The organism is Propionicimonas sp., assembly GCF_049840635.1.
Classification (GTDB): Bacteria; Actinomycetota; Actinomycetes; order Propionibacteriales; family Propionibacteriaceae; genus Propionicimonas.
Genome location: NZ_JASGKL010000005.1, coordinates 1,847,193 through 1,871,533, shown reverse-complemented (window position 1 = coordinate 1,871,533; position 24,341 = coordinate 1,847,193). Strand labels below are relative to the sequence as shown.

Annotated in this window: 19 protein-coding genes; 11 read left to right on the top strand and 8 right to left on the bottom strand. The window is 72.9% G+C overall.

Going from position 1 to position 24,341, the window contains the following annotated elements; genetic code table 11:
• The first annotated feature begins 75 nt into the window (after positions 1-75).
• Positions 76-4,473, top strand: a complete 4,398-nt coding sequence (locus QM779_RS14280; protein WP_428536359.1) for an acyl-CoA dehydratase activase-related protein — start codon at positions 76-78, stop codon at positions 4,471-4,473.
• A gap of 55 nt (positions 4,474-4,528) precedes the next feature.
• Positions 4,529-5,932, top strand: a complete 1,404-nt coding sequence (locus QM779_RS14275; RefSeq protein ID WP_428536357.1) for a glycosyltransferase — start codon at positions 4,529-4,531, stop codon at positions 5,930-5,932.
• Here the strand turns inward: QM779_RS14275 and QM779_RS14270 are convergent.
• Complete coding sequence (locus tag QM779_RS14270; RefSeq protein WP_428536355.1) at positions 5,887-6,555, bottom strand: phosphatase PAP2 family protein; 669 nt, start codon at positions 6,553-6,555, stop codon at positions 5,887-5,889. The genes QM779_RS14275 and QM779_RS14270 overlap by 46 nt on opposite strands.
• A gap of 10 nt (positions 6,556-6,565) precedes the next feature.
• Positions 6,566-6,970, bottom strand: a complete 405-nt coding sequence (locus QM779_RS14265) for an NUDIX hydrolase (protein ID WP_428536353.1) — start codon at positions 6,968-6,970, stop codon at positions 6,566-6,568.
• Between the two features lie 34 nt (positions 6,971-7,004).
• On the opposite strand from QM779_RS14265, the gene QM779_RS14260 reads away from it, so the two are divergent.
• Positions 7,005-7,370: a hypothetical protein gene (locus QM779_RS14260; RefSeq protein ID WP_428536351.1), complete on the top strand. Its 366-nt coding sequence runs from the start codon at positions 7,005-7,007 to the stop codon at positions 7,368-7,370.
• Positions 7,371-7,528: 158 nt separating this feature from the next.
• Complete coding sequence (purT, locus tag QM779_RS14255) at positions 7,529-8,737, top strand: formate-dependent phosphoribosylglycinamide formyltransferase (RefSeq protein ID WP_428536349.1); 1,209 nt, start codon at positions 7,529-7,531, stop codon at positions 8,735-8,737.
• A 95-nt stretch (positions 8,738-8,832) separates the two neighbouring features.
• On the opposite strand, the gene QM779_RS14250 is transcribed toward purT, so the two are convergent.
• On the bottom strand, positions 8,833-9,255 hold the full coding sequence (locus QM779_RS14250) for a DUF3151 family protein (protein ID WP_428536347.1): 423 nt from the start codon (positions 9,253-9,255) through the stop codon (positions 8,833-8,835).
• 101 nt (positions 9,256-9,356) lie between these two features.
• Here QM779_RS14250 and QM779_RS14245 point away from each other — a divergent pair, with 101 nt between their 5' ends.
• Positions 9,357-9,905 carry an isochorismatase family protein gene (locus tag QM779_RS14245; RefSeq protein WP_428536345.1) on the top strand — a complete coding sequence of 183 codons (549 nt, stop codon included), beginning with the start codon at positions 9,357-9,359 and terminating at the stop codon, positions 9,903-9,905.
• 843 nt (positions 9,906-10,748) lie between these two features.
• On the opposite strand, the gene QM779_RS14240 is transcribed toward QM779_RS14245, so the two are convergent.
• Complete coding sequence (locus QM779_RS14240; protein ID WP_428536343.1) at positions 10,749-11,276, bottom strand: hypothetical protein; 528 nt, start codon at positions 11,274-11,276, stop codon at positions 10,749-10,751.
• Positions 11,277-11,421: 145 nt separating this feature from the next.
• Here QM779_RS14240 and QM779_RS14235 point away from each other — a divergent pair, with 145 nt between their 5' ends.
• On the top strand, positions 11,422-13,281 hold the full coding sequence (locus QM779_RS14235) for a Na+/H+ antiporter (protein WP_428536341.1): 1,860 nt from the start codon (positions 11,422-11,424) through the stop codon (positions 13,279-13,281).
• Positions 13,282-13,344: 63 nt separating this feature from the next.
• Complete coding sequence (locus QM779_RS14230) at positions 13,345-15,852, top strand: glycoside hydrolase family 65 protein (RefSeq protein ID WP_428536339.1); 2,508 nt, start codon at positions 13,345-13,347, stop codon at positions 15,850-15,852.
• 75 nt (positions 15,853-15,927) lie between these two features.
• Here the strand turns inward: QM779_RS14230 and QM779_RS14225 are convergent, their stop codons facing one another.
• Positions 15,928-17,160 carry an alpha-amylase family glycosyl hydrolase gene (locus QM779_RS14225; protein ID WP_428536337.1) on the bottom strand — a complete coding sequence of 411 codons (1,233 nt, stop codon included), beginning with the start codon at positions 17,158-17,160 and terminating at the stop codon, positions 15,928-15,930.
• Positions 17,161-17,231: 71 nt separating this feature from the next.
• On the opposite strand from QM779_RS14225, the gene QM779_RS14220 reads away from it, so the two are divergent.
• Both QM779_RS14220 and QM779_RS14215 read left to right on the top strand, forming a co-directional pair.
• Positions 17,232-17,858 carry a TetR/AcrR family transcriptional regulator gene (locus QM779_RS14220; protein ID WP_428536335.1) on the top strand — a complete coding sequence of 209 codons (627 nt, stop codon included), beginning with the start codon at positions 17,232-17,234 and terminating at the stop codon, positions 17,856-17,858.
• A 259-nt stretch (positions 17,859-18,117) separates the two neighbouring features.
• The gene (locus tag QM779_RS14215) at positions 18,118-19,464 is read left to right on the top strand and encodes a threonine/serine ThrE exporter family protein (RefSeq protein WP_428536333.1); all 1,347 of its coding nucleotides are present in this window, start codon (positions 18,118-18,120) and stop codon (positions 19,462-19,464) included.
• A 9-nt stretch (positions 19,465-19,473) separates the two neighbouring features.
• Here the strand turns inward: QM779_RS14215 and QM779_RS14210 are convergent, their stop codons facing one another.
• Together QM779_RS14210 and QM779_RS14205 are read right to left on the bottom strand one after the other, a co-directional pair.
• Entirely contained in the window at positions 19,474-20,541 is a 1,068-nt protein-coding gene (locus QM779_RS14210) for a carboxylate-amine ligase (RefSeq protein WP_428536331.1), read from the bottom strand.
• Positions 20,542-20,573: 32 nt separating this feature from the next.
• Complete coding sequence (locus tag QM779_RS14205; protein WP_428536329.1) at positions 20,574-21,227, bottom strand: MBL fold metallo-hydrolase; 654 nt, start codon at positions 21,225-21,227, stop codon at positions 20,574-20,576.
• 80 nt (positions 21,228-21,307) lie between these two features.
• On the opposite strand from QM779_RS14205, the gene QM779_RS14200 reads away from it, so the two are divergent.
• Positions 21,308-21,736 (top strand): MmcQ/YjbR family DNA-binding protein, encoded by a 429-nt coding sequence (locus QM779_RS14200; protein ID WP_428536327.1) that lies wholly within the window; start codon positions 21,308-21,310, stop codon positions 21,734-21,736.
• A gap of 153 nt (positions 21,737-21,889) precedes the next feature.
• On the opposite strand, the gene QM779_RS14195 is transcribed toward QM779_RS14200, so the two are convergent.
• Positions 21,890-22,516: a DUF1707 SHOCT-like domain-containing protein gene (locus QM779_RS14195; protein ID WP_428536325.1), complete on the bottom strand. Its 627-nt coding sequence runs from the start codon at positions 22,514-22,516 to the stop codon at positions 21,890-21,892.
• Between the two features lie 211 nt (positions 22,517-22,727).
• Between QM779_RS14195 and QM779_RS14190 the strand changes: the two genes are divergently transcribed.
• Entirely contained in the window at positions 22,728-24,302 is a 1,575-nt protein-coding gene (locus QM779_RS14190) for a hypothetical protein (RefSeq protein ID WP_428536323.1), read from the top strand.
• Positions 24,303-24,341: the final 39 nt, after the last annotated feature.

The window sequence follows — 24,341 nt, the reverse complement described above, 5'->3', positions numbered from 1 at the left end:
GACTATCCGCACTTGTGCGTATCTGCGGTACGGTGGTGCCCGGGAACAGAACGATCGTTCTGGACGGAGGCGGGCATGGACAACGCGATCGCGCTGGGGCTCGACATCGGGTCGACCACGGTGAAGGCCGTCGTGCTCGACGGCACCGCGATGCTCTTCCACGCCTACCGCCGCCACAACGCGGACGCCCGCGGCGCCCTGCGCGGGCTCCTCGCCGAGATCGCCGAGCGGTTCCCCGGCGCCGAACTGCGCTGCGCGGTGACCGGCTCCGCCGGGCTCGGCGTCGCCGACGTGATGAAGGTCGAGTTCGTCCAGGAGGTGATCGCCTCCACCGAGGCGATCGAGCGGTTCGTGCCCCAGGCCGACGTCGTGATCGAACTCGGCGGCGAGGACGCCAAAATCACGTTCCTGCACCCGGTCGTCGAGCAGCGGATGAACGGCACCTGCGCGGGCGGCACCGGCGCGTTCATCGACCAGATGGCCACCCTGCTGCACACCGACGCCGGCGGGCTGGATGCGCTGGCCGCCGAGCACCGGCACCTGTACCCGATCGCGTCCCGCTGCGGCGTCTTCGCCAAGTCCGACCTCCAGCCGCTGCTCAACCAGGGCGCCGCGCACACCGACCTCGCCGCGTCCGTCTTCGCCGCCGTCGCGACCCAGACCATCGCAGGCCTCGCCTGCGGGCACCCGATCCGGGGCAACGTCGTCTTCCTCGGCGGCCCGCTGCACTTCCTGCCACAGCTGCGCGCGGCCTACGAGCGGGCCCTCGCCGACCAGGTGGGCTCGTTCACCACGCCGGAGAACGCGCACCTCTACGTCGCGATCGGCGCCGCGCTGCTCGCCGGCTCGACCGGACGCAAGGGCGGCCCGACTCCTGCCGTCCGGGTCGACGACCTCGTCGCACGGCTGCGCGAGCGGGTCGTGATCCCGCTGGCCAGCGCGCGGCTGCGTCCGCTGTTCCGCGATGACGCCGAGCGCGACGAGTTCACCACCCGGCATGCGCGGGCGAGCATCCCGAAGGGCAGCCTCGCCGACGCCTCCGGCCCGCTGTTCCTGGGCATCGACGCGGGCTCGACCACCGTGAAGGCCGTGCTGCTCACGCAGGACGGCCGGATCGTGTTCGACCACTACGAGGGCAGCAACGACCCCGTCCACCTGTCGCTGGGCATCCTGCGCCGCATCCTCAGTGGCCTGCCGGCGGACGCCTACCTCGCCCGCGCCTGCGTGACCGGCTACGGCGAGGGCCTGGTCCGGGCAGCACTTCGGCTCGACGACGGCGAGATCGAGACCATGGCCCACTACCGCGCGGCCGAACGGGTCGCGCCGGGCGTGACCAGCGTGATCGACATCGGCGGGCAGGACATGAAGTACCTGAAGATCCGCAACGGCGCCGTCGACTCGATCTCGGTCAACGAGGCGTGCTCGTCGGGCTGCGGCTCGTTCCTGCAGACCTTCGCCGCGTCCATGGGCACCGACGTGCAGAGCTTCGCCCGCAGCGCGCTGGCCTCGGACGCCCCGGTCGACCTCGGCACCCGCTGCACGGTGTTCATGAACTCCTCGGTCAAGCAGGCGCAGCGCGAGGGCGCCAGCCAGGGGGACATCGCCGCCGGGCTGTCCTACTCCGTCGTACGGAACGCGCTCTACAAGGTGATCAAGCTCAAGGACGTCGGCCAGCTCGGCGACACCGTCGTCGTGCAGGGCGGGACGTTCCTGAACAACGCCGTGCTGCGGGCGTTCGAGCTCCAGACCGGCGCGCAGGTCGTGCGTCCGGACATCGCGGGGCTGATGGGCGCCTACGGCGCCGCGCTCACCGCGCAGCGGAACTGGCAGGACGGCGAGCGGACGCAGGCGCTGGCGCTGGAGGAGCTGGACGACTTCGCCGTCGACACGAAGCTCGACACCTGCCGGCTGTGCCAGAACCACTGCCAGCTGACGATCTCCACGTTCGGCGACGGCACCCGGCACGTGTCGGGCAACCGCTGCGAGCGCGGCGCGAGCACCGAGAAGGTGCCGCCGAAGTCGGAGCTGCCGAACCTGTTCGACTACAAGTACAAGCGGATCTTCGGCTACCGCCGCCTGACCGGCGACAAGGCCCCGCGCGGCGACATCGGCATCCCGCGGGTGCTGAACATGTACGAGAACTACCCGCTGTGGTTCACGATCCTGAGCAGCCTCGGCTTCCGGGTGACGATCTCGGGACGCTCCAGCCACGAGCTCTTCGAGACCGGCATGGAGTCGATCGCATCGGAGAACGTCTGTTACCCGGCCAAGCTCGCCCACGGGCACATCGAACACCTGCTCGACAAGGGGATCCGCACGATCTTCTACCCGTGCGTGCCGCTGGAGGCCAGGGAGTCGGCCGCGTCCGACAACCACTTCAACTGCCCGGTCGTCGCGTTCTACCCGCAGGTGATCGAGAAGAACCTGGCCCGCCTGCAGGAGCCGGGCATCCGCTACCTCGCGCCGATGCTGAACCTGGCCGAGCCGGAGTTCCTCGCGTCCCGCCTGGTCGAGGTGTTCGCCGACTGGAACGTCACGCTGGAGGAGGCGACCGCCGCCGTCGAGGCCGGTTACGCCGAGGACGCGCGGGTGAAGGCCGACATCCGCGCCGAGGGACGCCGCGCGCTGGAGTACATCGCCGAGCGCGGGATCAAGGGCATCGTCCTGGCCGGACGTCCCTACCACGTCGACCCCGAGGTGAACCACGGCATCCCCAGCCTGATCAACGGGCTCGGCATGGCCGTCCTCACCGAGGACGCGATCGTCGACCCCGGCGAGACCATGCTCACCCGGCCGCTGCGCGTGCGCGACCAGTGGACCTACCACACCCGGCTCTACGAGGCGGCCGCCCGGGTGGCCGGGGCGCCCGACCTGCACCTCGTCCAGCTGAACTCGTTCGGCTGCGGGGTGGACGCGATCACCACCGACCAGGTGCAGGAGATCCTCGAGCGCGCCGACGACATGTACACGCTGCTCAAGATCGACGAGGTGTCGAACCTGGGCGCGGCCACGATCCGGCTGCGGTCGATGAAGGCGGCAGCGGCCGAACGGCGCGGCTCGGCGACGATCAGCACCTTCGGCCCGCTGGCCGAGCGCCGCCTCTTCGACGAGGAGGCCCGCAGGACCCACACGATCTACGCCCCGCAGATGGCGCCGGTGCACTTCCGGCTGGTGATCCCGGTGATGCGCAAGCTCGGCCTGAACGTCCAGCTGCTCGAGCACGCGTCCGCCGACGACATCGAGGTCGGCCTGAAGTACGTCAACAACGACGCCTGCTTCCCCGCGATCATGGTGGTCGGCCAGCTGGTCAACAAGATCCGCTCCGGCGAGGCCGACCCCGATCGGACCAGCGTGGCGATCACCCAGACCGGCGGCATGTGCAGGGCCACGAACTACGTCGGCCTGCTCCGCAAGGCCCTCGCCGACGCCGGCTACCCGCAGGTGCCGGTGCTCGCGATCAGCGTGCAGGGGCTGGAGAAGAACCCGGGGTTCAAGATCACGCCCGCGCTGCTGGTCCCCGCCGTCCAGGCGCTCGTGCTGGGCGACCTGCTCCAGACCGTGCTGCTGCGCGTGCGTCCCTACGAAGCCCGGCCCGGCAGCGCGAAGGCGCTCTACGACCGGTGGGACCGGGTCTGCCAGGAGTTCCTCCAGTACGGCGGCTACTCGGCGACGCTGGGACGCAGCATCGGCTACACCGCGCTGATCCGCCGGATCGTGAAGGACTTCGACGCGCTGCCGCTGCGCGACATCCCCCGTAAGCCGCGGGTGGGGATCGTCGGCGAGATCCTCGTGAAGTTCCACCCGGACGCCAACAACCACGTGGTGAACGTGGTCGAGGCCGAGGACTGCGAGGCCGTCCTGCCCGGCATGCTGCAGTTCTTCATGATGCCGCTGTACTCGTCGGCCTACCAGTTCGAGACGCTCGGCATCGGCCCCCGCTCGCACCACGCCAAGAAGCTCGCCACCTGGCTGATCGAGAAGTTCCAGCAGCCGGTGGTGACCGCGCTGGGCCGGACCGGGAAGTTCGACGTGCCGCCGCGGATGGCCGACCTCGCCGCGAAGGCGGACGGGATCATCTCGCTCGGCACCCGCGCCGGTGAGGGCTGGCTGCTGACCGCGGAGATGGTCGAGCTGATCGAGATCGGCGCGCCGAACATCATCTGCGCGCAGCCGTTCGCGTGCCTGCCCAACCACGTCGTCGGACGCGGCATGTTCGCCGAGCTGCGCCGCCGCCACCCCGAGGCGAACGTCGTCAGCGTCGACTACGACCCGGGCGCGTCGGCGACGAACCAGCTCAACCGGATCAAGCTGATGGTCGCCACCGCCCACAAGCGGCACGGCGCGTCCGACCTGGACCGGTTCGAGGACCTGCCCCCGCTGGAGGCGTCCGGCCCGCGCCACCCCCGCAGCCTGACGATCACGCCGGTGTCGCCGGTCGACGCGTGGGAGGACGTCCGGGCCGGGCGGCGCTGACGCTCTCCCACTGCCCTGGATGCAGGGGGTGGATCGGCGTGCCAGCATTGGGGACATGCCAGAGGCCAGCCCGTCCGCTCCGCAGCGGCTGACGATCGCCGAGTTCACGGACAACTACGGTCCCGCGCACTCGGGGATCCTGTACGCCGTGCAGTTCCTGGAGGAGCAGGTGCTCGCCGCAGGACACAAGGTGCTGCTGGTCGCGCCGGAGGCGAAGGGGCCGAACCCCCACGCCGGCCACCCGAACCGGCGCGAGATCCGGCTGCCGAGCGTGGCGATCCCCGGCATGAACGTGCGGCTGAGCATGGGCCAGGACTTCGACTACCGGCTCGCGCAGATGGTCGCCAACCCGCCGGACGTGATCCACGTCCACGGCCTCGGTCCGATCGGGCTGCTCGGGATGTGGGTGGCCGAGCGGACGGGCCGGCCGCTGCTGGTCACCTGGCACACCGACTTCGAGGCCTACGCCGACCACTACTGGCACGTCGCGCCGTTCCTCAACGCCGCCTACAAGCTCCAGGAGCTGCACCGCGCGGAGAGCACCTGGGCGGAGCTGAAGAAGCTCAAGCTGAAGCGTCCGCGCCGCGGCGGCGCCCAGGTCGCGCTGCTGGAGGTGGCGTCCAAGATGCTGACGGACGCCGACCTGGTCACCACCCCTTCGGGCAAGACAGCCAAACGGGTGCTGGAGATCGCACCGTCGGCGCGGGTGCGGGTGGTGCCCAACGGCACCGACGCCCTGCCGGAGCTCCCCCCGGTACGCAGGGGACGCGGGCCGCGGCTGATCTACGTCGGGCGGATCTCGCTGGAGAAGAGCATCGACCTCGTCCTGGCCGCGTTCGAGCTGGTCAGGGACGAGCGTCCCGACGCCGAACTCGCCATCGTCGGGGACTGGAAGAACACGTCCGCGGGACTGCGTCGGCAGCTGCAGAGAGCGGCCCGCTCGGGCGGGGTGATCCTCCCGGGCCAGATCCCGCGGGAGAAACTCGGCGCCTGGTACGCGTCGGGGGACGCGTTCGTGTTCGCGTCCATCACCGACACGCAGGCGCTGGTGCTGCACGAGGCCGCGCACGCCGGCCTGCCGTTCGTGATGGTCGACCACGAGCTGCGCCTGGTGGTGGACCCGGGCGCCAACGCCGTCCTCGCCCGTCCCAACGCCGTGTCGCTGGCCGGGGCCATGCTGTCGATGATCGACGCGCTCGCCGACCCGGCGTTCCGGGCGTCGGCGTCCGCGCGCAGCCGGGAGCTCGCCGCACGCTGGACGATCGCCAACCAGTCGCGGGAGATGATCGGGATCTACGAGGACATGGCGGCCGGACGTGACGTCGCGATCTCGGAGGGGATCGCTCCCGAGTTCGGGCGGCGGGTGTTCCCCACCCGCAGGGTGACCGCGCCGTTCGACCCCGCGGAGCCGGCTCAGCCGGCGCTGCCGTCGTCCGCGCGTCCGCCGCTGCCCGCGTAGGCCACGGCCAGCAGCCCGGCGACCACGCCGTTGGCCGCGCCGGCGACGACGTCGCTCGGGTAGTGCATCCCGGTGTGGACCCGGGCCCACGCCAGCAGGGTCGGCCAGGCAAGGGTCGCCGTGCCGATGGCCGCGTGGAGGGCGGGCGAGCGGACGTCCCTCGCCAGTGCGGCGTAGACGACCATCAGGGCGACGGTCGCCCCGATGTGCCCGGAGGGGAAGGACGAGGTCGGCTGCTCGTGGTCGAGCCGCGGGGCGTCGGGGCGGGGCCGGTCGACCAGCGCACCCGCGGCGAGGTAGGTGGTCGCCTCCACGACCAGCGCGATCGCCGGCAGGGACGCGGTCCGCGGGTCGCGGGTGCGCAGGCCGATCAGCGTGGCGGCGACCAGCCCGTGCGCGACGCTGGCGGGCACGTCCGCGGCGTTCGAGACGACCTTCGCCAGCCGGTCGCGGGCCGGCGTCCGGTGCTGCTGGAGGCGGAGGATGGCGGCGGTCTCGCGGGCCCGCAGCGGCCGGCTGCGGGCGATGGTCCTGCCCACGGCGACGTTGACGGCCACGAGCGCCGCGGTCGGGAGGAGCAGGCGGACGGCGGCGTCCCTCAACAGCGCGGACGGTGCGGGCACGATGACGGGCCTACGACCGAGCCAGGGCGGGCAGGACGGCGTCGGCCAGCAGCGGTGCGAGGTCGGCGGGGTAGGGGCCGGCCGCGTCCTGCCAGCGGAGCTCCTCGATCTCGGCCGACGGCTCCCCGACCGGGACGCCGGGGTGGCTGAAGACCTCAGCCACCACGTCGCGTCCCTGCTCGTTGGCCGCGGCGGAGGTGAACCGTCCGAGGTGCGCCAGGGAGGCGGGGTCGAGGACCGCGCCGACCTCCTCGGCGGCCTCGCGGACGGCGGCCTGCGCGGGCGACTCGCCCGGCTCGGGCTTGCCGCCGGGGAACATGAACCGGGTCGTGCCGCGCTTGCGGACGGTCAGCACGCGGCCCGCCCCGTCGCGGAGCACGACAGCGCTGACGGCGATGGGCGAGGATGGGGACACGCGAGCAGGATAGGCGTCCGAAGGGGGCAGTGACGTGGCCGAATCAGCGCAGGACTACCTGGAGACCGCACCGGACGCGGGCCGGCCCTGGCTGGAGGAGTTCTGGTCGTACGTCGGCCGCCGGGCGCCGCGGCTGGAGCCGACGATCTTCCGGGGCGTCCCGATGTGGAAGTTCTCGGACAGCTACCTCAAGGGCTACGTGATGTTCACCGCTGCCAAGGGCCACTTCTCCGCGCACGCGATCGACTTCGACCTGGTCGCGGACGCGCAGGCGGCGATCCCCGGCGCGTTCGGCGGCAAGGGCTCGGTGAGCGTGAAGTACGCCAACACCGCCGCGAAGCCGGCCCTCGAGGAGTTCGTGGACGCGGTCCTGGCCCGGCACGGCTTTCTCGACGCCTGACCGGCGGCACGTTAGGAACCGTCCCCATCGTGCCGTCCCCGAGTCCGGCACGATGGGGACGGTTCCTAACGTGCCGGGGGAACGATGGGCACGGTTCCTGACGTGCCGTGTTCTGGACGGGTGGCGCCCGCGCGGCGCCCGGTTGGTTGGATGGACGCGTGAGCGAGGGCTTCGTCGAGATCGGGACGCCGCTGTCCGCGTCCGCCACCAGGGTGCTGCTGCTGGGCGCGGGTGAGCTGGGCAAGGAGGTCGCCGTCGAACTGCAGCGCCTCGGTGCGGAGGTGGTGGCTGTCGATCGTTACCTCGACGCCCCGGCGATGCAGGTCGCGCACCGCGCCCACGTCGTGGACATGCTCGACCCGGACGCCCTGCGCGCGGTCCTGGCCGCCGAGCAGCCGCACGTCGTCGTGCCCGAGGTGGAGGCGATCGCCACGTCCGTGCTGGCCGAGGTCGAGGCCGCCGGCACCCTGGTCGTCCCCACCGCTCGCGCGACGCAGCTGACGATGAACCGCGAGGGCATCCGGCGGCTGGCCGCCGAGGAGCTCGGCCTGCCAACCTCGCCGTACCGGTTCGTCGAATCCGAGGCCGAACTGGCGGACGCAGCCGCGAGCCTTGGCCTCCCGTGCGTCGTGAAGCCGGTGATGTCGTCCTCCGGCAAGGGCCAGTCGGTGCTGCGCTCGGCCGGCGACGTCGCGTCCGCCTGGCGGTACGCGCAGGAGGGCGGACGCGCGGGCGCGGGGCGCTGCATCGTCGAGGGCTTCGTCGAGTTCGACTCCGAGATCACCCTGCTGACCGTCCGCCACGTCGGCGGGACGTCGTTCCTCGACCCGGTCGGGCACGTCCAGGTCGACGGCGACTACCGCGAGTCGTGGCAGCCGGCGGCGCTCTCGGCGTCCGCGCTGGCGAAGGCGCAGGAGGTCGCGGCGAAGGTCACCGCTGCGCTCGGCGGCTGGGGCCTGTTCGGCGTCGAGTTGTTCATCGTCGGCGACGAGGTGCTGTTCTCCGAGGTCAGCCCGCGTCCGCACGACACCGGGATGGTGACGATGGTCAGCCAGGACCTCTCCGAGTTCGCGCTGCACGCCCGCGCGATGCTCGGCCTGCCCGCGGGCGGTGCCGTCCGGATCGGAGGCCCCGCCGAGCCGGCCGCCGCGTCGTGCGCGGTGCTGGCCGAAGGGACGGGCGTGCCCCGGTTCGGCGGTGTGGACGCCGCCCTGGCCGTCCCCACCTCCCAGGTGCGGCTGTTCGGCAAGCCGTCGGTCGCGGGACGCCGCCGGGTCGCGGTCACGCTGGCCCGCGGTGCCGACGTCGCCGAGGCCAGGCAGCGGGCCCGCGACGCCGCGTCCGCACTGCGCGTCAGCCTCGACTGATCAGCGTGCACCGTTTCTGACCGAACTCGGTCAACAACGGTGCACGACAGCTCTCATCGGCGGCCGGGAGCTGTCCGCGCGCGCCCTACCGCGTCTCAGCGCAGCGCCGCGACCTCCTCGGCGGAGGTGCCGGAGTCGCGCAGGAACTGCTGGCAGCGGTCGGCCTCCTCGGTCTCGCCGATCGCCGCGGCCGCCTCGGCCAGCGCGAGCAGCGCGCGCAGGAAGCCCTGGTTGGGCACGTGGCCGGCCGGGATCGGGCCCTGGCCGCGCCAGCCCGCGCGACGCAGCGCGTCCAGGCCGCGGTGGTAGCCGGTGCGGGCGTAGGCGTAGCCGGCGACCGGGTCCGTCCCCAGTGCCTCCTCGGCCAGCAGCGCCCACAGCAGCGACGCGGCGGGGGCGGACGGGACGGCGGCGCGCGGCGACGTGGCCGCGGCGAGGGCGGCGCGGGCGATCGCGTCCGGGCCCTCGGCGGGAAGGAAGGTCGGCTCGGGTCCGGGCAGCAGGTTCTGGTGGGTCATGGCAGTGAGTCTGCCGCCCGCGCGCAAGCCCGCACCAGCGCGGGTGGTTGGTGTCGGGGGCGAGGGGTACGGTTCGAGGCGTCCGAGGACGAGGAGGCAGCATGACCACCCTGACCGACCGTGCCGGCGAGGCCCTCGTCGTGATCGACGTCCAGAACGGCGTGGTGGCGCAGGCCCACGACCGCGCGAAGGTGCTCGAGAACATCGACACGGCCGTGCACCGGGCGAGGGCGGCGGGGGTCCCCGTCGTCTGGGTGCAGGACGTCGCCGAGGATCGCGAGCCTGGCAGCGAAGCGTGGCGGATCGTCGCCGAACTCGATCCGGCGGACGACGAGCCCCGCGTCCAGAAGGAGTACGGGGACTCGTTCGAGGCCACCGACCTGGAGGAGATCCTTGCCGGACGCGGCGTGGGGCGCCTCTACATCGCGGGTGCGCAGACCGACGCCTGCGTCCGCTCGACGCTGCACGGGGCGTTCACCCGCGGCTACGACACCGTCCTCGTCTCGGACGCCCACACGACCGAGGACCTGACCGAGTGGGGCGCCCCGCCGCCCGCCGCGGTGATCGCCCACACGAACCTCTACTGGCAGTTCCAGTCCGCCCCCGGACGCGAGGCCGGCGTCACGACCGCCGCCGAGCTGTTCGCGTAGCCGGACGGCCGGCCGTTCGCTGCGAAGCCGCCACTGCCCGTACCCGCCGCCGGCGCGAACGCGGAGATCCCGGGTCAAGCCCGGGATGACAAGGTCGGGGGAGCGTCATCCTTCGCGCTCCAGAGCCACCGGTCCCGGGGCCAGACCCGGGATGACCCAGGGACAGGGTCTCTCTGTCATCCCGGCGTAGGCCGGGATCCCGACGAGCACCCGCCGACGGCCAGCCGTTCGCCGCGAAGCCGCCACTGCCCGTAGCCGCCGAGGGCGAGAACGCGGAGATCCCGGGTCAAGCCCGGGATGACAAGGGAGGGGCTGAGCGCCACCCTTCGCGCTCCAGAGCCACCGTTCCCGGGGCCAGACCCGGGATGACCCAGGGACAGGGTCTCCCTGTCATCCCGGCGCAGGCCGGGATCCCGACGAACACCCGCCGACGGCCGGCCGTTCGCTGCGAAGCCGCCACTGCCCGTACCCGCCGCCGGCGAGAACGCGGAGATCCCGGGTCAAGCCCGGGATGACAAGGGAGGGGGAGCGTCATCCTTCGTGTTCCAGAGCCTCCGTTCCCGGGGTCAGACCCGGGATGACAAGGGGCAGTGTTTCCCTGTCATCCCGGCGAAAGCCGGGATCTCGACGAACACCCACCGACGGCCGGACGCCGAGCCACGGCATCGAGGGCCACCCCTCACGCTCCAGAGCCACCCTTCCCGTCGACAGCCCCTGTCCGGACCATGGCCCTCGACGCGAAGGCAGGCTCTCGACGAGATCCCGGGTCAAGCCCGGGATGACAGGAACTCGCCGCGACAGGACAGCGCGATGACCGACAGCGACCGCGCCGGCGGGCGGCGGCTACGGGCCGCCTGGACCGCCGCCGAAACCGCCTCCGCCACCGAAACCACCGCCGCCGAAGCCGCCAGGGCCTCCGCCGAAGCCTCCGGGGCCACCAAAGCCACCTCCGAAGCCGGGGCCGCCCCAGCCACCGCCGCCCATGCCGAACAGGCCGCGGCCGAATCCGAAGATGCCTCCCGGGCGGTCGAAGAGCAGGTCGAAGACGGCCGAACCCACGAAGCCCGCCGCCAGGGACGCGAGCACCGTGCGGCCGGCGCCGTAGCCGCCGAACAGCTGGTCCAGCGCGCCGGGCTGGCGCACCTCCAGCCGGGTGGCCGAACGGGCCAGCGCTGCCGGCGAGTCGTCCTTCGGCACCTCGTCGGTGCGTGCGAGCGCCGCCAGCACCTGCCGGCGCTCCTCCGCGTCCATCTGCGCGAACGCCTCGGCGTGCGCCTGCTCGATCTGGTCCGGCGACGCCGTCCGCAGCAGGTAGCGATACCGCTCGACGGCATCCGAGCTCGTGCCGGGATAGTTCTGGTAGGTGCTCATGATGTCCTCCTTGTGATCAAGCACACCGCTGGATCCCATGAGCCTCCTGTGCGTTTCCCATGACCGTCACGTGTCTTGGTGGACGCGGGCCCGCCCGCGGCCGAGACGGGTCCCGTCCGCCGGCGGTCGCGGCGAGAATGGCGCGATGGAGAGCGCCCTGTTCGTGGTCGTGCTGCTGGTCGGCGTGCTGGCCGGCGCCGCCCTCGCCGGACGGATCGGCGTCCCCACCCCGCTGCTGCTCATCGTCGCCGGTGTCGCGGTCAGCTATGTCCCCGGCGTCCCCGAGGTGCACCTGGAGCCGGAGGTCGTCCTGCTCGGCCTGCTCCCGCCGCTGCTCTACGCGACCGCTGTCCAGACCTCGCTGGTGGACTTCGCCCGGAACCGCCGCACGATCCTGCTGCTCTCGATCGGGCTGGTCGCGTTCACCACCCTGGGGGTCGGCGTGGTCGTGCACGCCCTGCTGCCGGCGATCGGCTGGCCCGCGGCCTTCGCGATCGGCGCCGTCGTCGCTCCGCCGGACGCGGTCGCGGCCACCGCCATCGGCCGCCGGATCGGGCTGCCCCGCCAGCTGGTCACCATCCTCGAGGGCGAGTCCCTGCTCAACGACGCGACCGCCCTCGTCGCGCTGCGCACGGCCGTCGCCGCCATCGGGGCCACGGTCGCCGCCTGGCAGGTCGGCGTCGACTTCCTGCTCGCCGCCGGCGGCGGTGCGCTGGCCGGCTTCCTCACCTTCAAAGTCGTCGCGTGGTTCCGTCCCCGGATCACCGACCCCGTCCTCGACACCGCCGTGTCCTTCGTCGTGCCGTTCGTCGCCTACCTGGCCGCCGAAGCCGTCCACGCCTCCGGCGTGCTGGCCGTCGTGGTCGCCGGACTCCTCCTGGGCCACAAGGCCCCGCTGCTGCAGACCGCGAAGTCCCGCGTCACCGAGCGGACGAACTGGCGCACGATCGCCTTCGTCCTCGAGAACGCCGTGTTCGCCCTGATCGGGCTGCAGGCCAAGTGGATCATCGAGGACGTGGTCCGCTCCGGCGTCCCGCTCGGGCTCGTCCTCGGCGTCTGCCTGGCCACGCTGGGCGCGGTGATCGTGCTGCGGCTGGCCTGGGTGTTCCCCGCCCGCTACCTGCTGATCCGGCCGCGTGACCTCGCCACCGGCGAGAAGCCGCCGGTCGCGAACACGTTCATCCTCGGCTGGGCGGGCATGCGCGGGGTCGTCACGCTCGCCGCCGCGTTCGTCATCCCGACCGACACCCCGTACCGCGAGGTGCTGCTGCTCGCGGCGTTCACCGTCGTGGCCGGCACCCTGCTCATCCAGGGATCGTCGCTGCCGTGGCTGGTGCGGCGGCTGCACGTCCGCTCCCCCGATCCGAGGGAGGATGCGCTGGCGCGGGCCACCCTGCTCGACCAGGCGTCCGCCGCCGCGGAGCACAGGCTCGCGGAGATGGAGTTCGACGACCCCCACGGCGTCCGGGACCTGATCCGCCAGCGCAGCGAGCAGCGCAACTTCGCCGCCTGGGAACGGCTCGACACGGTCGCCGAGCAGGAGACGCCGAGCGAGCTGTACGCCCGCGTCCGCACCGAACTGCTGGCTGCAGAGCGCGAGCGCGTGCTGCAGGTGCGCTCGCTCGGCCAGGTGCCGTCCGAGGTGGTCGCCGACGTCCTGGCCACCCTCGACCTGGAGGAATCGATGATCGACGAGGCCCAGCCCGAACGGACGGACGCTCCCGCGGCGCTCAGCGTCCACCGCACCGGCGAGGGGTGTGCCGACCTCGACCGCTACCCGGTCGCGGCGATCGAGCCGGCCGACGCGTGCCCGCACTGCCTGGAGGAGGGGCTCACCTGGGTGGCGCTGCGGCAGTGCCTGGAGTGCGGCCACGTCGGCTGTTGCGACTCCTCGCCCGGCCGGCACGCGACCGCCCACTTCCACGCCACCAGCCACCCGGTGATGCAGTCCGCCCAGCCCGGCGAGGACTGGCGCTGGTGCTACGTCCACCACACCACCGGCTGAGCACCTGTCGCCGGCGGCCCGGCCGGCAGTAGCCTCGGCACCAGCCACACCCGGGAGGTGCCCGTGACCAGTGACGTCTTCGACCCGCTCGACCGCACCCGGTTCCCGATCGACCCGTGGGCGCTGCGCGAGACCCGCTACGACGGCGACGACCTCGGCGTCACCGAGACCCTGTTCTCGGTTGCGAACGGCTACCTCGGCCTGCGCGGCAACGTCGAGGAGGGCAGGGACGCGTTCGCGCACGGCACCTTCATCAACGGCTTCCACGAGGTGTGGCCGATCCACCACGCCGAGGAGGCGTACGGCTTCGCGAAGGTCGGCCAGACGATCGTGAACGTCCCGGACGCGAAGATCATGCGGCTCTACGTCGACGACGAGCCGCTGCTGCTGAGCGTCGCGGACCTGCGCCGGTACGAGCGGACGCTGTCGTTCCGCGACGGCGTCCTCGTCCGCGAGCTGCTGTGGCGCACGCCGGGTGGCAAGCTCGTCCAGCTGCGGTCGCGCCGGATGGTGTCGCTGGCCGAGCGGCACCTCGCCCTGATGGACTACGAGATCACCCTGCTCGACGCCGACGCGCCGATCGTGGTCAGCTGCGAGATCCTGAACCGGCAGGACGGGCAGGACGAGTTCCACGTCCCCTCCGCGGCGATGGGCGCCGGCTGGGACCCCCGTCGCGCCGCGCAGCTGCCCGGACGCGTCCTCGAGCCGGTGTCCAAGTGGGAGGGTGGCGGACGCGCCGTCCTCGGCTACCGCGTCGCGGCGTCCGGGATGACGCTCGCCGTGGCCGCCGACCACAGCATCGAGACGACCGACTCCTACGCGATGCGCACGCTCGTCGACGACGACATCGCCAAGCACGTGTACCGGATCAACGGCACCGCGGGCACCACGACCCGGATCACCAAGACCGTGAGCTACCACACCTCCCGGGTGGTGCCGCCGCTGGAGCTGATCGACCGCTGCCGGCGCACCCTCGACAGGGCGGCCGAGTCCGGCACCGAGGCGATCCTCGCCCAGCAGCGCGAGTGGCTGGACGCGTTCTGGGAGCGCAGCGACGTCGTGGTGGAGGGCCAGCCGGCGATCCAGCAGGGCGTCCGCTGGAACCTGTTCCAGCTGGTCCAGGCGTCGGCGCGCGCGGAGGGCGCGGGCATCCCCGCCAAGGGCCAGACCGGGTCGGGCTACGACGGCCACTACTTCTGGGACACCGAGATCTACGTCGTCCCGTTCCTCACCTACACGTCGCCCGGCTACGCCCGGAACGCGCTGCGGTTCCGCTACACGATGCTGGACGCGGCGCGGCGGCGGGCGGGCGAGCTGAACCAGCGCGGCGCCCTGTACCCCTGGCGCACGATCAACGGCGAGGAGGCGTCCGCCTACTACGCGGCGGGCACAGCGCAGTACCACATCGACGCCGACATCGCGCACGCGGTGTCGCAGTACGTGGCGGCGTCCGGGGACCGCGACTTCCTGATCCGGGAGGCGATCGACATCCTCGTCGAGACCGCGCGGCTGTGGGCCGACCTCGGGTTCTGGCGGCGGACGGACAACGGCGACGAGCTGTTCCACATCCACGGGGTGACCGGGCCGGACGAGTACACGGCGGTCGTGAACGACAACCTGTTCACGAACGTGATGGCACGGGCGAACCTGCGCGCGGCCGTCCGCAACCTGCGCTGGATCGAGGAGCACGACCTGGACGCGTACGCGCGCGTGCTCGCGCGGCTGTCGCTGACCGCGGACGAGATCGAGGAGTTCGCCCGGGTGGCGGAGGCCATGCACGTCCCCTACGACGAGCGGCTGGGGATCCACCCGCAGGACGACGACTTCCTGTCCAAGGAGCTGTGGGACCTGCCGAACACGCCGCCGGACAAGCGTCCGCTGCTGCTGCACTACCACCCGCTGGTGATCTACCGGCACCAGGTGCTCAAGCAGGCCGACATCGTGCTGGCCGCCTACCTGCAGGGGGACGAGTTCAGCCTGGAGGAGAAGCGGGCCGACTTCGAGTACTACGACCCGCTGACCACCGGCGACTCGACGCTGTCGGCGGTCGTGCAGTCGATCATCGCCGCGGAGGTCGGCTACGCCGAACTGGCCGAGAAGTACTTCCGCTCGGCGCTGTACGTGGACCTGGCCGACCTGCACCACAACACCGACGCGGGCGTGCACGTCGCGTCCCTCGGCGGCCTGTGGCAGGCGCTGGTGGCCGGGTTCGGCGGCCTGCGCGACTACCTGTCTGTGTGGTCGTTCGACCCGCGCCTGCCGGCGGACTGGGCGGCGCTGGAGTTCCCGCTCACGCTGCAGGGCAACCGGCTGCGGGTGCGGGTCGAGCACGAGACGATCACGTTCACGCTGGAGACCGGGACCGCCACGGGCCTGCCGGTGACCGTGCAGGGACGCCACCTGCACGTGACCCGCGAGGCGCCGCTGGTGGTCCCGCTGGACCCGCCGCCGCTCCTGTCCGGCCAGCCGACGGTCGGGGACATCGTCGGCACGCTCCGTGAGGACGGCTCGGTGATCCAGGCGACCGTCCCGTCCCTGCCGTCGCTGGACGACGTGGTCGACGTCATCTGACCGGGGACGGCACGAGGGGACGGTTCTTTCGTGCCGGGTACGAAGGAACCGTCCCCTCGTACCCCCGATTCGCCGTCAGGCGAGGGCCCAGTCGTGCGGGTCGACGTGGACGGGGCCGTGCGCGCCGGGCAGGTCGACCGGGGAGTCGCCGGCGTTGAGGGCCAGCGTGAGGCGCTCGTGGCCACCGTCGAGGGTGATCGCGATCGCGTCGTCGGTCACCTCGGCCACCGACAGGCCCGCCCAGGCCAGCCACGGGTGGGTCCGGCGCAGGTGGATCAGGTGCTGGACGAGGTCGTGGACGCCGCGGCCGAAGCCGGCCAGCCCGTCCGGGCTCTCCGGGAACGGCGGCCGCACCGCGTCGTCGCCGGTCGGACCGTCCGTCTTCTCGCCCGTGAACCCCTGCTCGTCGCCCGCGTAGATCGCAGGGACGCCCGGCAGCAGCATCGCCACCGCGTGAGCGAGCGGCAGGTGGCGGGGGTCGACCAGCTTCGTGGCGATCCGGGTCGTGTCGTGGTTGCCGAGGAAGTTCAGCGGACGGAACCGGCTCGCGAACTGCGCGTGCCGACCGAGCGTCCACGCCAGCTCGTGCAGGTTGTGGTCGTTCAGGGAGCTCCAGACGGACTTCCACAGCTCGTACTCGGTGACCGAGTCGACGCCGGAACGCTCCACGAAGTCCACGTAGTCGCCGTGGATCACCTCGGCGAGGATCCACGCGTCCGGGTGCGCGGCCCTCACCCGCTCGATGATCGGACGCCACGCGTCCGCCCCGGGGGAGTAGGCGGCGTCGAGGCGCCACCCGTCCACGCCGCGGTCCAGCCAGTGGTTCATCACGTCCACCACGTAGTCCTGCACGGCGGCGTTGCCGAGGTCGAGCTCGACGAGGTCGAGGTTGCCCTCGAAGCCGCGCGGGTACTCCCCCACCCACCGGATCCACGCGCCGTCCGCCGACCCGGGGCCGCCCGCGAGCGCGCGCCGGACGATCGGGTGCTCCGCGCTGACGTGGTTGAACACCCCGTCCAGCAGCACCCGGACGCCGCGCTCCCTCGCCCGCGCCAGCAGGTCGGCGAAGTCGCCGTCGTCGCCCAGCCGCGGGTCGATCCGGTAGTGGTCGAGCGTGTCATAGCCGTGCGTCCGGGACGCGAACACGGGCGCCAGCAGCAGACCGTTCGCACCCAGCCCGACCACGTAGTCGAGGTAGTTCGCCAGCCGCCACAGCCGGTGCTCGACGTGGTCGATCTCCTCGCGCTCCGCGTCGACGAAGCGCAGCGGATAGCAGTGCCACCAGATCACGCTGTCGGCCCAGGCCATCTCGTTCTCCTCAAGTGAGTCATCCTCAATACGTTATTGAGACTAGCTCAATAAACGCTAGGATGTCCACCGTGAGAACCGGTGACCGTCGCGCGAGGCAACGCCTCGACCCCCGGGCACGCACCGACGCGATCCTCGCCGCTGCCACCGAAGCGTTCACCCGCGGCACCTACGACCAGGTCTCGGTCGGAGCGGTCGCCGCCGCGTCCGGCGCGTCCGAGGCGCTGGTCTACAAGTACTTCGACAGCAAGGCCGGCCTCTACACCGCCGTCGTGCGCGCCCGACTCGACCGGCTCGCCACCCGGCAGTCCGCTGCGGTCGCGGCGCTGCCGGAGAACTCCAGCGCCCGCGACCAGGTGCGGGTCACCGTCGATGCCGTGCTCGACCACGTCCAGGACCTGCGGGTCGCGTGGGCGTCCCCGTTCTTCACCGGCGCGTACGAGCCGGTGGCCGTCCAGGACCTGCGCCGGCACTACCGCGACGAACTGGTCGCCGGCCTCACCGAGCGCCTCGACAACCCCGGCCACCGCCGCGCCCGGCTGGCGATCGTGGGCTTCCTCGGCTTCCTCGGCGCGGCAGCGCAGCAGTGGGTGGACGCCGGCTGTCCGGCTGCAGATCGCGCTCCGCTGGTCGAGGCGGCGCTGGGTGCCCTCCAGGGCGCGCTCGGCGACTGGGGCTCGCTGCGCCCGGCGTCCTGAGCGCCCGGGTGCCTGCACGGGCCCGCGGACGTAGCGTCGGAATTGCACAGTCGTTGCCCGAGGGCGGCCCGAATCGGGCCTGCCAGGGCATCGAGTGCGCGATTCCGACGCCGGGTGGTGCCGCACACCCGCGGCGGGACGCAGCCCTGCGAAGCCGATCGCGACGAGCAACGATTCAGCGCCCATTCCGATCGACGCTCGAGTCTCGGCACGCACCGCCCGTGACCGGCTCCGGACGTGCTGTCGTAGCGTTGCGCCTGTGGAGAGCGAGCCCAGCTTCGACGAGCACGAGCACGAGGACGCCCTGGAACCCCGGCACCTGATCCGCCGCTCCGACGTGGTGCTGCGCGCGGGCATCCTGATGCTCGGCGCCGGGACGTCCGGCCTGCGGGTCCGCGAGGTGATGCAGGCCGTCGCCCGGACCGTCGGCATCGGCCGGATCAGGGCGCAGGTCACCTACACCGACATCGTCCTCACCGTGCAGCGCCGCGGCATCTTCCGCACGCAGGTCGCCGAGATCACCGCCCCCGGCGTGAACGCGCACCGGATCGCGATGGTCAAGGACTTCGCGCAGAACCTGCCCACCCGCGCCACCGTGGCAGAAGTGGACGCGATGCTCGACCGCATCGAGCGCACACCGCGGCTCTACCCGACCTGGCTGCTCGTCCTGCTGGTCGCGGTCGCCTGCGCCTCGGTGACTGTCCTCACCAACGGTGGGGTGCGGGAGGTGCTGGCGGTCCTGCCGGCGTCCGCACTCGCCTACTGGCTGCACCGGACGCTCAGTGGCTTCCAGTTGAACCACCTCGCCGTCGTGCTGATCGCCGCGGCGACCGCGACCGGCCTGTACCTGGTCTTCACCCGGCTGCTCGACCTCGCCTTCGGCGCGCCGAGCCCGCGGATGGCCGCCGGCCTGGTCTGCGCGGCGATCTTCCTGATCCCCGGCTTCCCGTTGGTCACCGCCGGCCTCGACCTCACCCGGATCGACCTGCTCGCCGGCGTCCCCCGGCTCGCCTACGCGGCCATGGTGCTGCTGTCGATCACGATCGGGGTCTGGACGATCGTCACGGTCAGCGGCGTCTCCCCCGACATCGTCCCCGCGCTGGACGGGCCCCCGGCCGGGGTGTGGCTCGCCCTGCTGGCCGCCAGCTTCTTCGCCGTCTTCGGCTGGGCGATGATGTTCAACTCGCCGTGGCGGATGGCGCTCGCGTCCGGGGTGGCCGCGATGGTCGGCAACGTCCCCCGTCTGTTGATGCTCGAGCACGGGGCGAAGACGCACGTGGCCACGTTCGTCGGCTGCTTCCTGATGGGGCTGCTGTGCGCGCTGGCCGCCCGGCTGTTCGACATGGAGAAGATCATCATGACCGTGCCGACGGTGCTGGTCTCGATCCCGGGCGCCTCCGCCCTGCGGACGCTGATCTACTTCGACCAGGCCGACGTGGTGCAGGCCATGCAGAACGGCGTGGCCACCGTCCTGGCCGCGATCGCGATGGTCGCCGGACTGGCCGGCGCCCGCATGCTCACCGACCCCGAATGGGCGTTCACCAGGGCGAACCCGCCCACGACCTGGCACCTGGTCGGACGCCTGTTCCGACGTCGGGGGAAGTAGGCAGCCTCCTCAGCGACCGTGGGACGCCAGCGTGGCCTCGGCCGCGTGCCGCAGCACCTCGCTGAGCCCGCCGGACGCCCACCCGCGCTGCTCCTGCGCGCCGGTGCCGCGCGTGAGGACGTCCGTCCACAGGACCTGGGCGAGTTCCCACTCCGCCTGCTCGGCGAGCACGGGACGCAGCTGCTCGAGCAGGGCCGCGACCACCGCGTCCGCCGGCTCCTGGCGCAGCGTCAGCGGGTGGACGAGCGGCCCCCGGAGCCCTGATCGCGCGGCCCGCCACGCCGCGGCACGGAGGAGTTCGGCGCGGCCGCCCGCCGCCGGGCCGGTGGCCAGCTCGCCGCGCGCCGCGGTCTCGACCAGCGCCCGGGCGAGGAGGGCCAGCAGCAGCGCGTGCGGGGAGCGCAGGCAGACGTCGGCCACCCGCACCTCCACCGTCGGGTAGCGCTGGGACAGCCGGGCGTCGAAGTAGACCATCCCGGAATCCAGTGCCGCGCCGCTGGCGATCAGCCCTTCGAGCACCGCCTCGTAGGCGTCCGCGCTGCCGAACGGGTCGCTCGGGCCCGCCGTCGGCCAGCGCCGCCACACCTGCGAGCGGTAGCTCGCGTAGCCGCTGTCCTGGCCCTGCCAGAACGGGGAGTTGGCGCTCAGCGCCAGCAGGGTCGGCAGCCAGGGTCCGATCCGGTCGAGGACGGCGACGCCCTCGTCCGCGTCCGCCACCTCGACGTGGACGTGGCAGCCGCAGGTCAGCTGCTCGCGGGCGGTCAGGCCGAACTCGGCGAGGATGTGCTGGTAACGCGCGGTCGCGGTGACGCTGCTGCGCACAGGTTGGGGGGACGTGGCGACGGCCACCAGGCGGGCGCCGGCGTCCGCGGCAGCGCGCGCGACGACGTGCCGGCGCTGGCGCAGCTGCTCGGCGAGGTCACCGGCGTCGAGGCACGGGGAGGTGCCGGTCTCCACCATCTGCTCCATCAGCTCGAGCTCGACCTGGGCGTCGTCCGCCGCCGCGCCGGCCACGCCCACCGGGTACCCGTGGGCGTCCACCAGCAGGAACTCCTCCTCGACCCCCACCGTTCGCATGCCCGACCTGTACCCCGCTCTGCTCCGCACGATCACCAGCCGCGGGCGGCCCACTCGGCAAGGTGTGGACGCTCCGCGCCGAGAGTGGTCGGCAGCCCGTGGCCGGGCCACACGACCGTGTCGTCGGGGTAGCGGTCGAAGACGCGGTCGACCACGTCCGCGAAGAGGCGGGCGAAGCGCTGCGGGTCGCGTCCGGTGTTTCCCACGCCACCGGGGAACAGCGAGTCGCCGGTCACCAGTTGCGCCGGCGCACCGGACGGGGTCAGGGCGACCGCCACCGAGCCGGGCGTGTGGCCGCGCAGCCCGATCACGGCGAGCTCCAGGTCGCCGAGGACGAGCGTGTCGCCGTCCCGCAGCCGGCGGGTGACCCGGACGCCGGTCCCGGCGGTGATCGCGTCGGCGTCCGCGTCCCCGGCGACCACCTCGGCCTCCGGGTGGGCGGACGCGACGGCGGCGAGCGCACCGATGTGGTCGTGGTGGGAGTGGGTGGTCAGCAGGTACCGCAGCCGCGGCTCCGGGGCGTCGGGGGACGCGGCGTCGAGCAGCGCCTCGATCGCGTCCGGCTCGGCCGCGGCATCGACCAGCAACTGCGCGCCGTCCCCGGCCGTGATCAGGTAGACGTTGTTGTCCATGCCACCGACGGCGATGCGGCGGAGCACCAGCCCCGGCAGTTCGATCTTCTCCACGACGGACCTCCCTGGTCCCCATGCAAGCACATCTGCCCAGGGGCTGCGCCGGTGTCGGCGGCGGCTGGCAGGGTGGGCGCATGGACGCACCCGCCGCGCCGGCCGCAGAGCACGACCTCCACGACCTCGCCCGCGCGCTGCCGCACGTCGAGCTCGTCCACGGCCCGTCCGGCAACCCGATCTACCAGGTGGGACGGAAATCCTTCGTGTACTTCCGCACCCCTCGCCCCGACGCGTTCGACCCGGTGACCGGCGAGCGCTACGACGACGTGGTGATCCTGCGCGTGGACGGTGAGGACGCCAAGCAGGCGCTCGTCCAGGACCCGGCCACGCCGTTCTTCACCACCCCGCACTTCGACGGGTACGACGCGGTCCTGGTCCGGTTGAGCCGGCTGGCAGAGCTGACCCGCCTCGAACTCGCCGAGCTCGTCGAGGACGCGTGGCTGTCGCGGGCGTCCGCGCGGCGCGCCCGCGTCTACCTGGATTCCGGACACCGGATCACCGACTGAGCGGCTCGCCGCGCTCTCGTCCCGCGTCCCACCACAGACGCTCCCGAAACGCGCATAAGCTCCCGGAATTTCGGGAGCGTTTGCGCGTTTCGGGAGCGTTTGTGGGTGGGTGGGCCAACCGGGACGGCCGGGACGGGCGGGACGGCGGCCGGCTCAGCGCAGGTCGTCGTCCTTCGGCGCGGGAGTCGCGGGCGGCAGGCCGATCGTGCCGCCGTAGCGGAGCGCGCGCCGCTCGTCCCGTTGGGCGTGGCGGAGGCTTCGGCGACTGTCGCGCTCGTCGCGCCGCTCGTCCGACCGGCCGGAACCCTGCCACATCAGCGCCATCACGACCGGGATCCCGGTGCCCAGCATCGGCCACATCGGCCAGTAGTAGAGCATCCGGCCCGTGGTGAGGACGGTCATCAACCAGATCGCGTTGAACAGCACGGCGAGGCCCAGCCAGCCCCGGACCCCTGCGCGGGCGAACCGGTTGCTGCCGGCCTGCGGCGCGCCCTGCGCCGCGCTGGCCACCATCAGGTCGGCGACCTGTGGGGCGAGCTCGCCGAGAGTCCGGGACTGGCGGACGGCCAGCAGGCGTCCGTCGGTCTCGGCCGCGTCCAGCCGTCCGTCCACGCGCGCCTGCTGGATCAGCGTTGTCGCGAAGTCGCGGTCGGCGTCCGACGCGCGCAGGGGCTGGTTCGCCGGCACTCGCGGGTCGGCGCCGAACCCCGCCCACGACGGCACCGCCGGGGTGGACGCCGGCTGCCGCACGGGTTCGGGCAGGTTCTCCCACTGGGTCATCGGCCCATCTCCTCACCACCACCGGCGCGAAACCGGGGACGGTTCCAGTTTCGCGCCAACCGCGTCGGAGCGGAACCTTGGCGCGAAAGGAGAACCGTCCCCGGTTTCGCGCCAACGCGGCCGCCGAGGAGGCGTCCCACGATTGCCGTGATCCGGGTCGGCTGGGACGCCGGGCGCCGCGACTCCCACCCGTGGGGCAGGATGGGAAGGGATGACTCTGGAAGACAGCGAGACCGGACGCCGCGAACTGGCGTCCGCCGTGAAGCGGCTGCGGGTGGCGGCGACGTCCGACCCGCAGCGCGCCGACGACCTGGCCGACGCGCTCGTCGAGCTCACCGCCGGCCGGCTCCTGGCCTGGGACTTCGCCGAGGCGGCGACCGACGCCCCGGAGTCGGTCGTGCTGTCGGCACGCCTGCTGGCCTCCCGCGGGCCTTCCGGGCCCTACGCGTCGGTGCCCGACGCGGTCCGGTACTTCACCGCGACGGCGCTGCTCGCCGCGGTGCAGGCAGGATTAGGGCAGGCCGAGGCCGCGGGACGCACGCTCGACGGGCTGGACGCCTGGCGCGCGCAGGGCTCCCGGCTCCCCCTCGCCGAGAACCTTCCCGCCGAGGTCGTCGTCTGGGCCTTGCTGGCCAGGGCGCGGGCGGTGCTGGACGCCGACCCGGCGTCGGCCAACGCGTGGGCGGACGCGGCCGAGCAGCGGCTGCACGGCATGACCGACCCCGCACCGTACCTGGCCATCGCCGCGCACCTCGCTGTCGCCGACGCGCGCTGGGCCGCGGGTCGGCCCGACTCCTCCCTCGCCCACCACCGGCTCGCCCTCGCCGCGCACGCCGACGCCGTCGCGGGACTGGGGCGGACGACCCGTCCCGCCGTGAGGAGGATGGCCGCCGCACCGGTCCCCGCCCTGCACGAGCCCTACGCGCAGCGGCTGGACGCGAGCGGTGACCGGACCGGCGGCATCGCCGTCCGGCGCGCCGAGGTCACGCTCCTCGAGCGGTTCGGTGATGACGAGTTCCTCCCGCCAGCGCGGGCGGGGCTGGCGGACGCGCTCGCCGCGGCCGGCCGTGAGACAGAGGCCGAGGCGGAACGGGCCGAGGCCGAGGCCCGCGGACCGGTGTCGCACCGTCCGGTGAGCGCTCCGCCGCCGGGACCGCAGCTCGCCTGGGAGGCGCTCCCCGCGTCCGCGACGCTCGCCCCGGCCGAAGACCCGGACGCCGTCACCCGCTGGCAGCGGGCCGAGCAGTCCGCGGTGTTCGCGGGCGTCGCGGCGCGCGCAGACGCCGAGCGCAGCGAGGCGGTCCTCAGGGAGCGGGCAGAGGCGGACGCGGCTGAGCGCGCGGCCGCGCAGGCGGAGGCGGAGCGCGTCGCCGAGGCGGAGGCCGACGCGGCGCGGGCCGAGCAGGCCGCGGCCCGGCGCGAGGAGGCCGCGCGGGCGGCGGAGCGGTCGGCCCGCGAGGAGGAGACGGCACGTGCGGCCGCAGAGGAGCGCCGCCGGTTGCTGGCCGAGGAGCACCGGCCCGACGTCGATCCTGACGTCGCCCTCGCCGCAGCGGCGGAACTCGACCGGGCCAGGGACGCCGTCCGCATCGCCGGGGACGATGCCGCTCGGGTGGCCGCCGCCCGGGAGTGGTTGGCGGACGTGCTGCGTCCGCTCGCCGCCGCGGACGCGTCCCTGCGGCCCGAACTCGCCGCGTCGTTGGAGGCCCTGGTCGGGCTGCGCTGGCGGCTGGGCGATGCCGAGGGCAGCAGGGCGGCGGCGCGGGAGGCGAAGGCTCTCGGCTGAGGCTTCCGGGTGTCGGCCCTGGCTGGCAGGGTGGTCGGC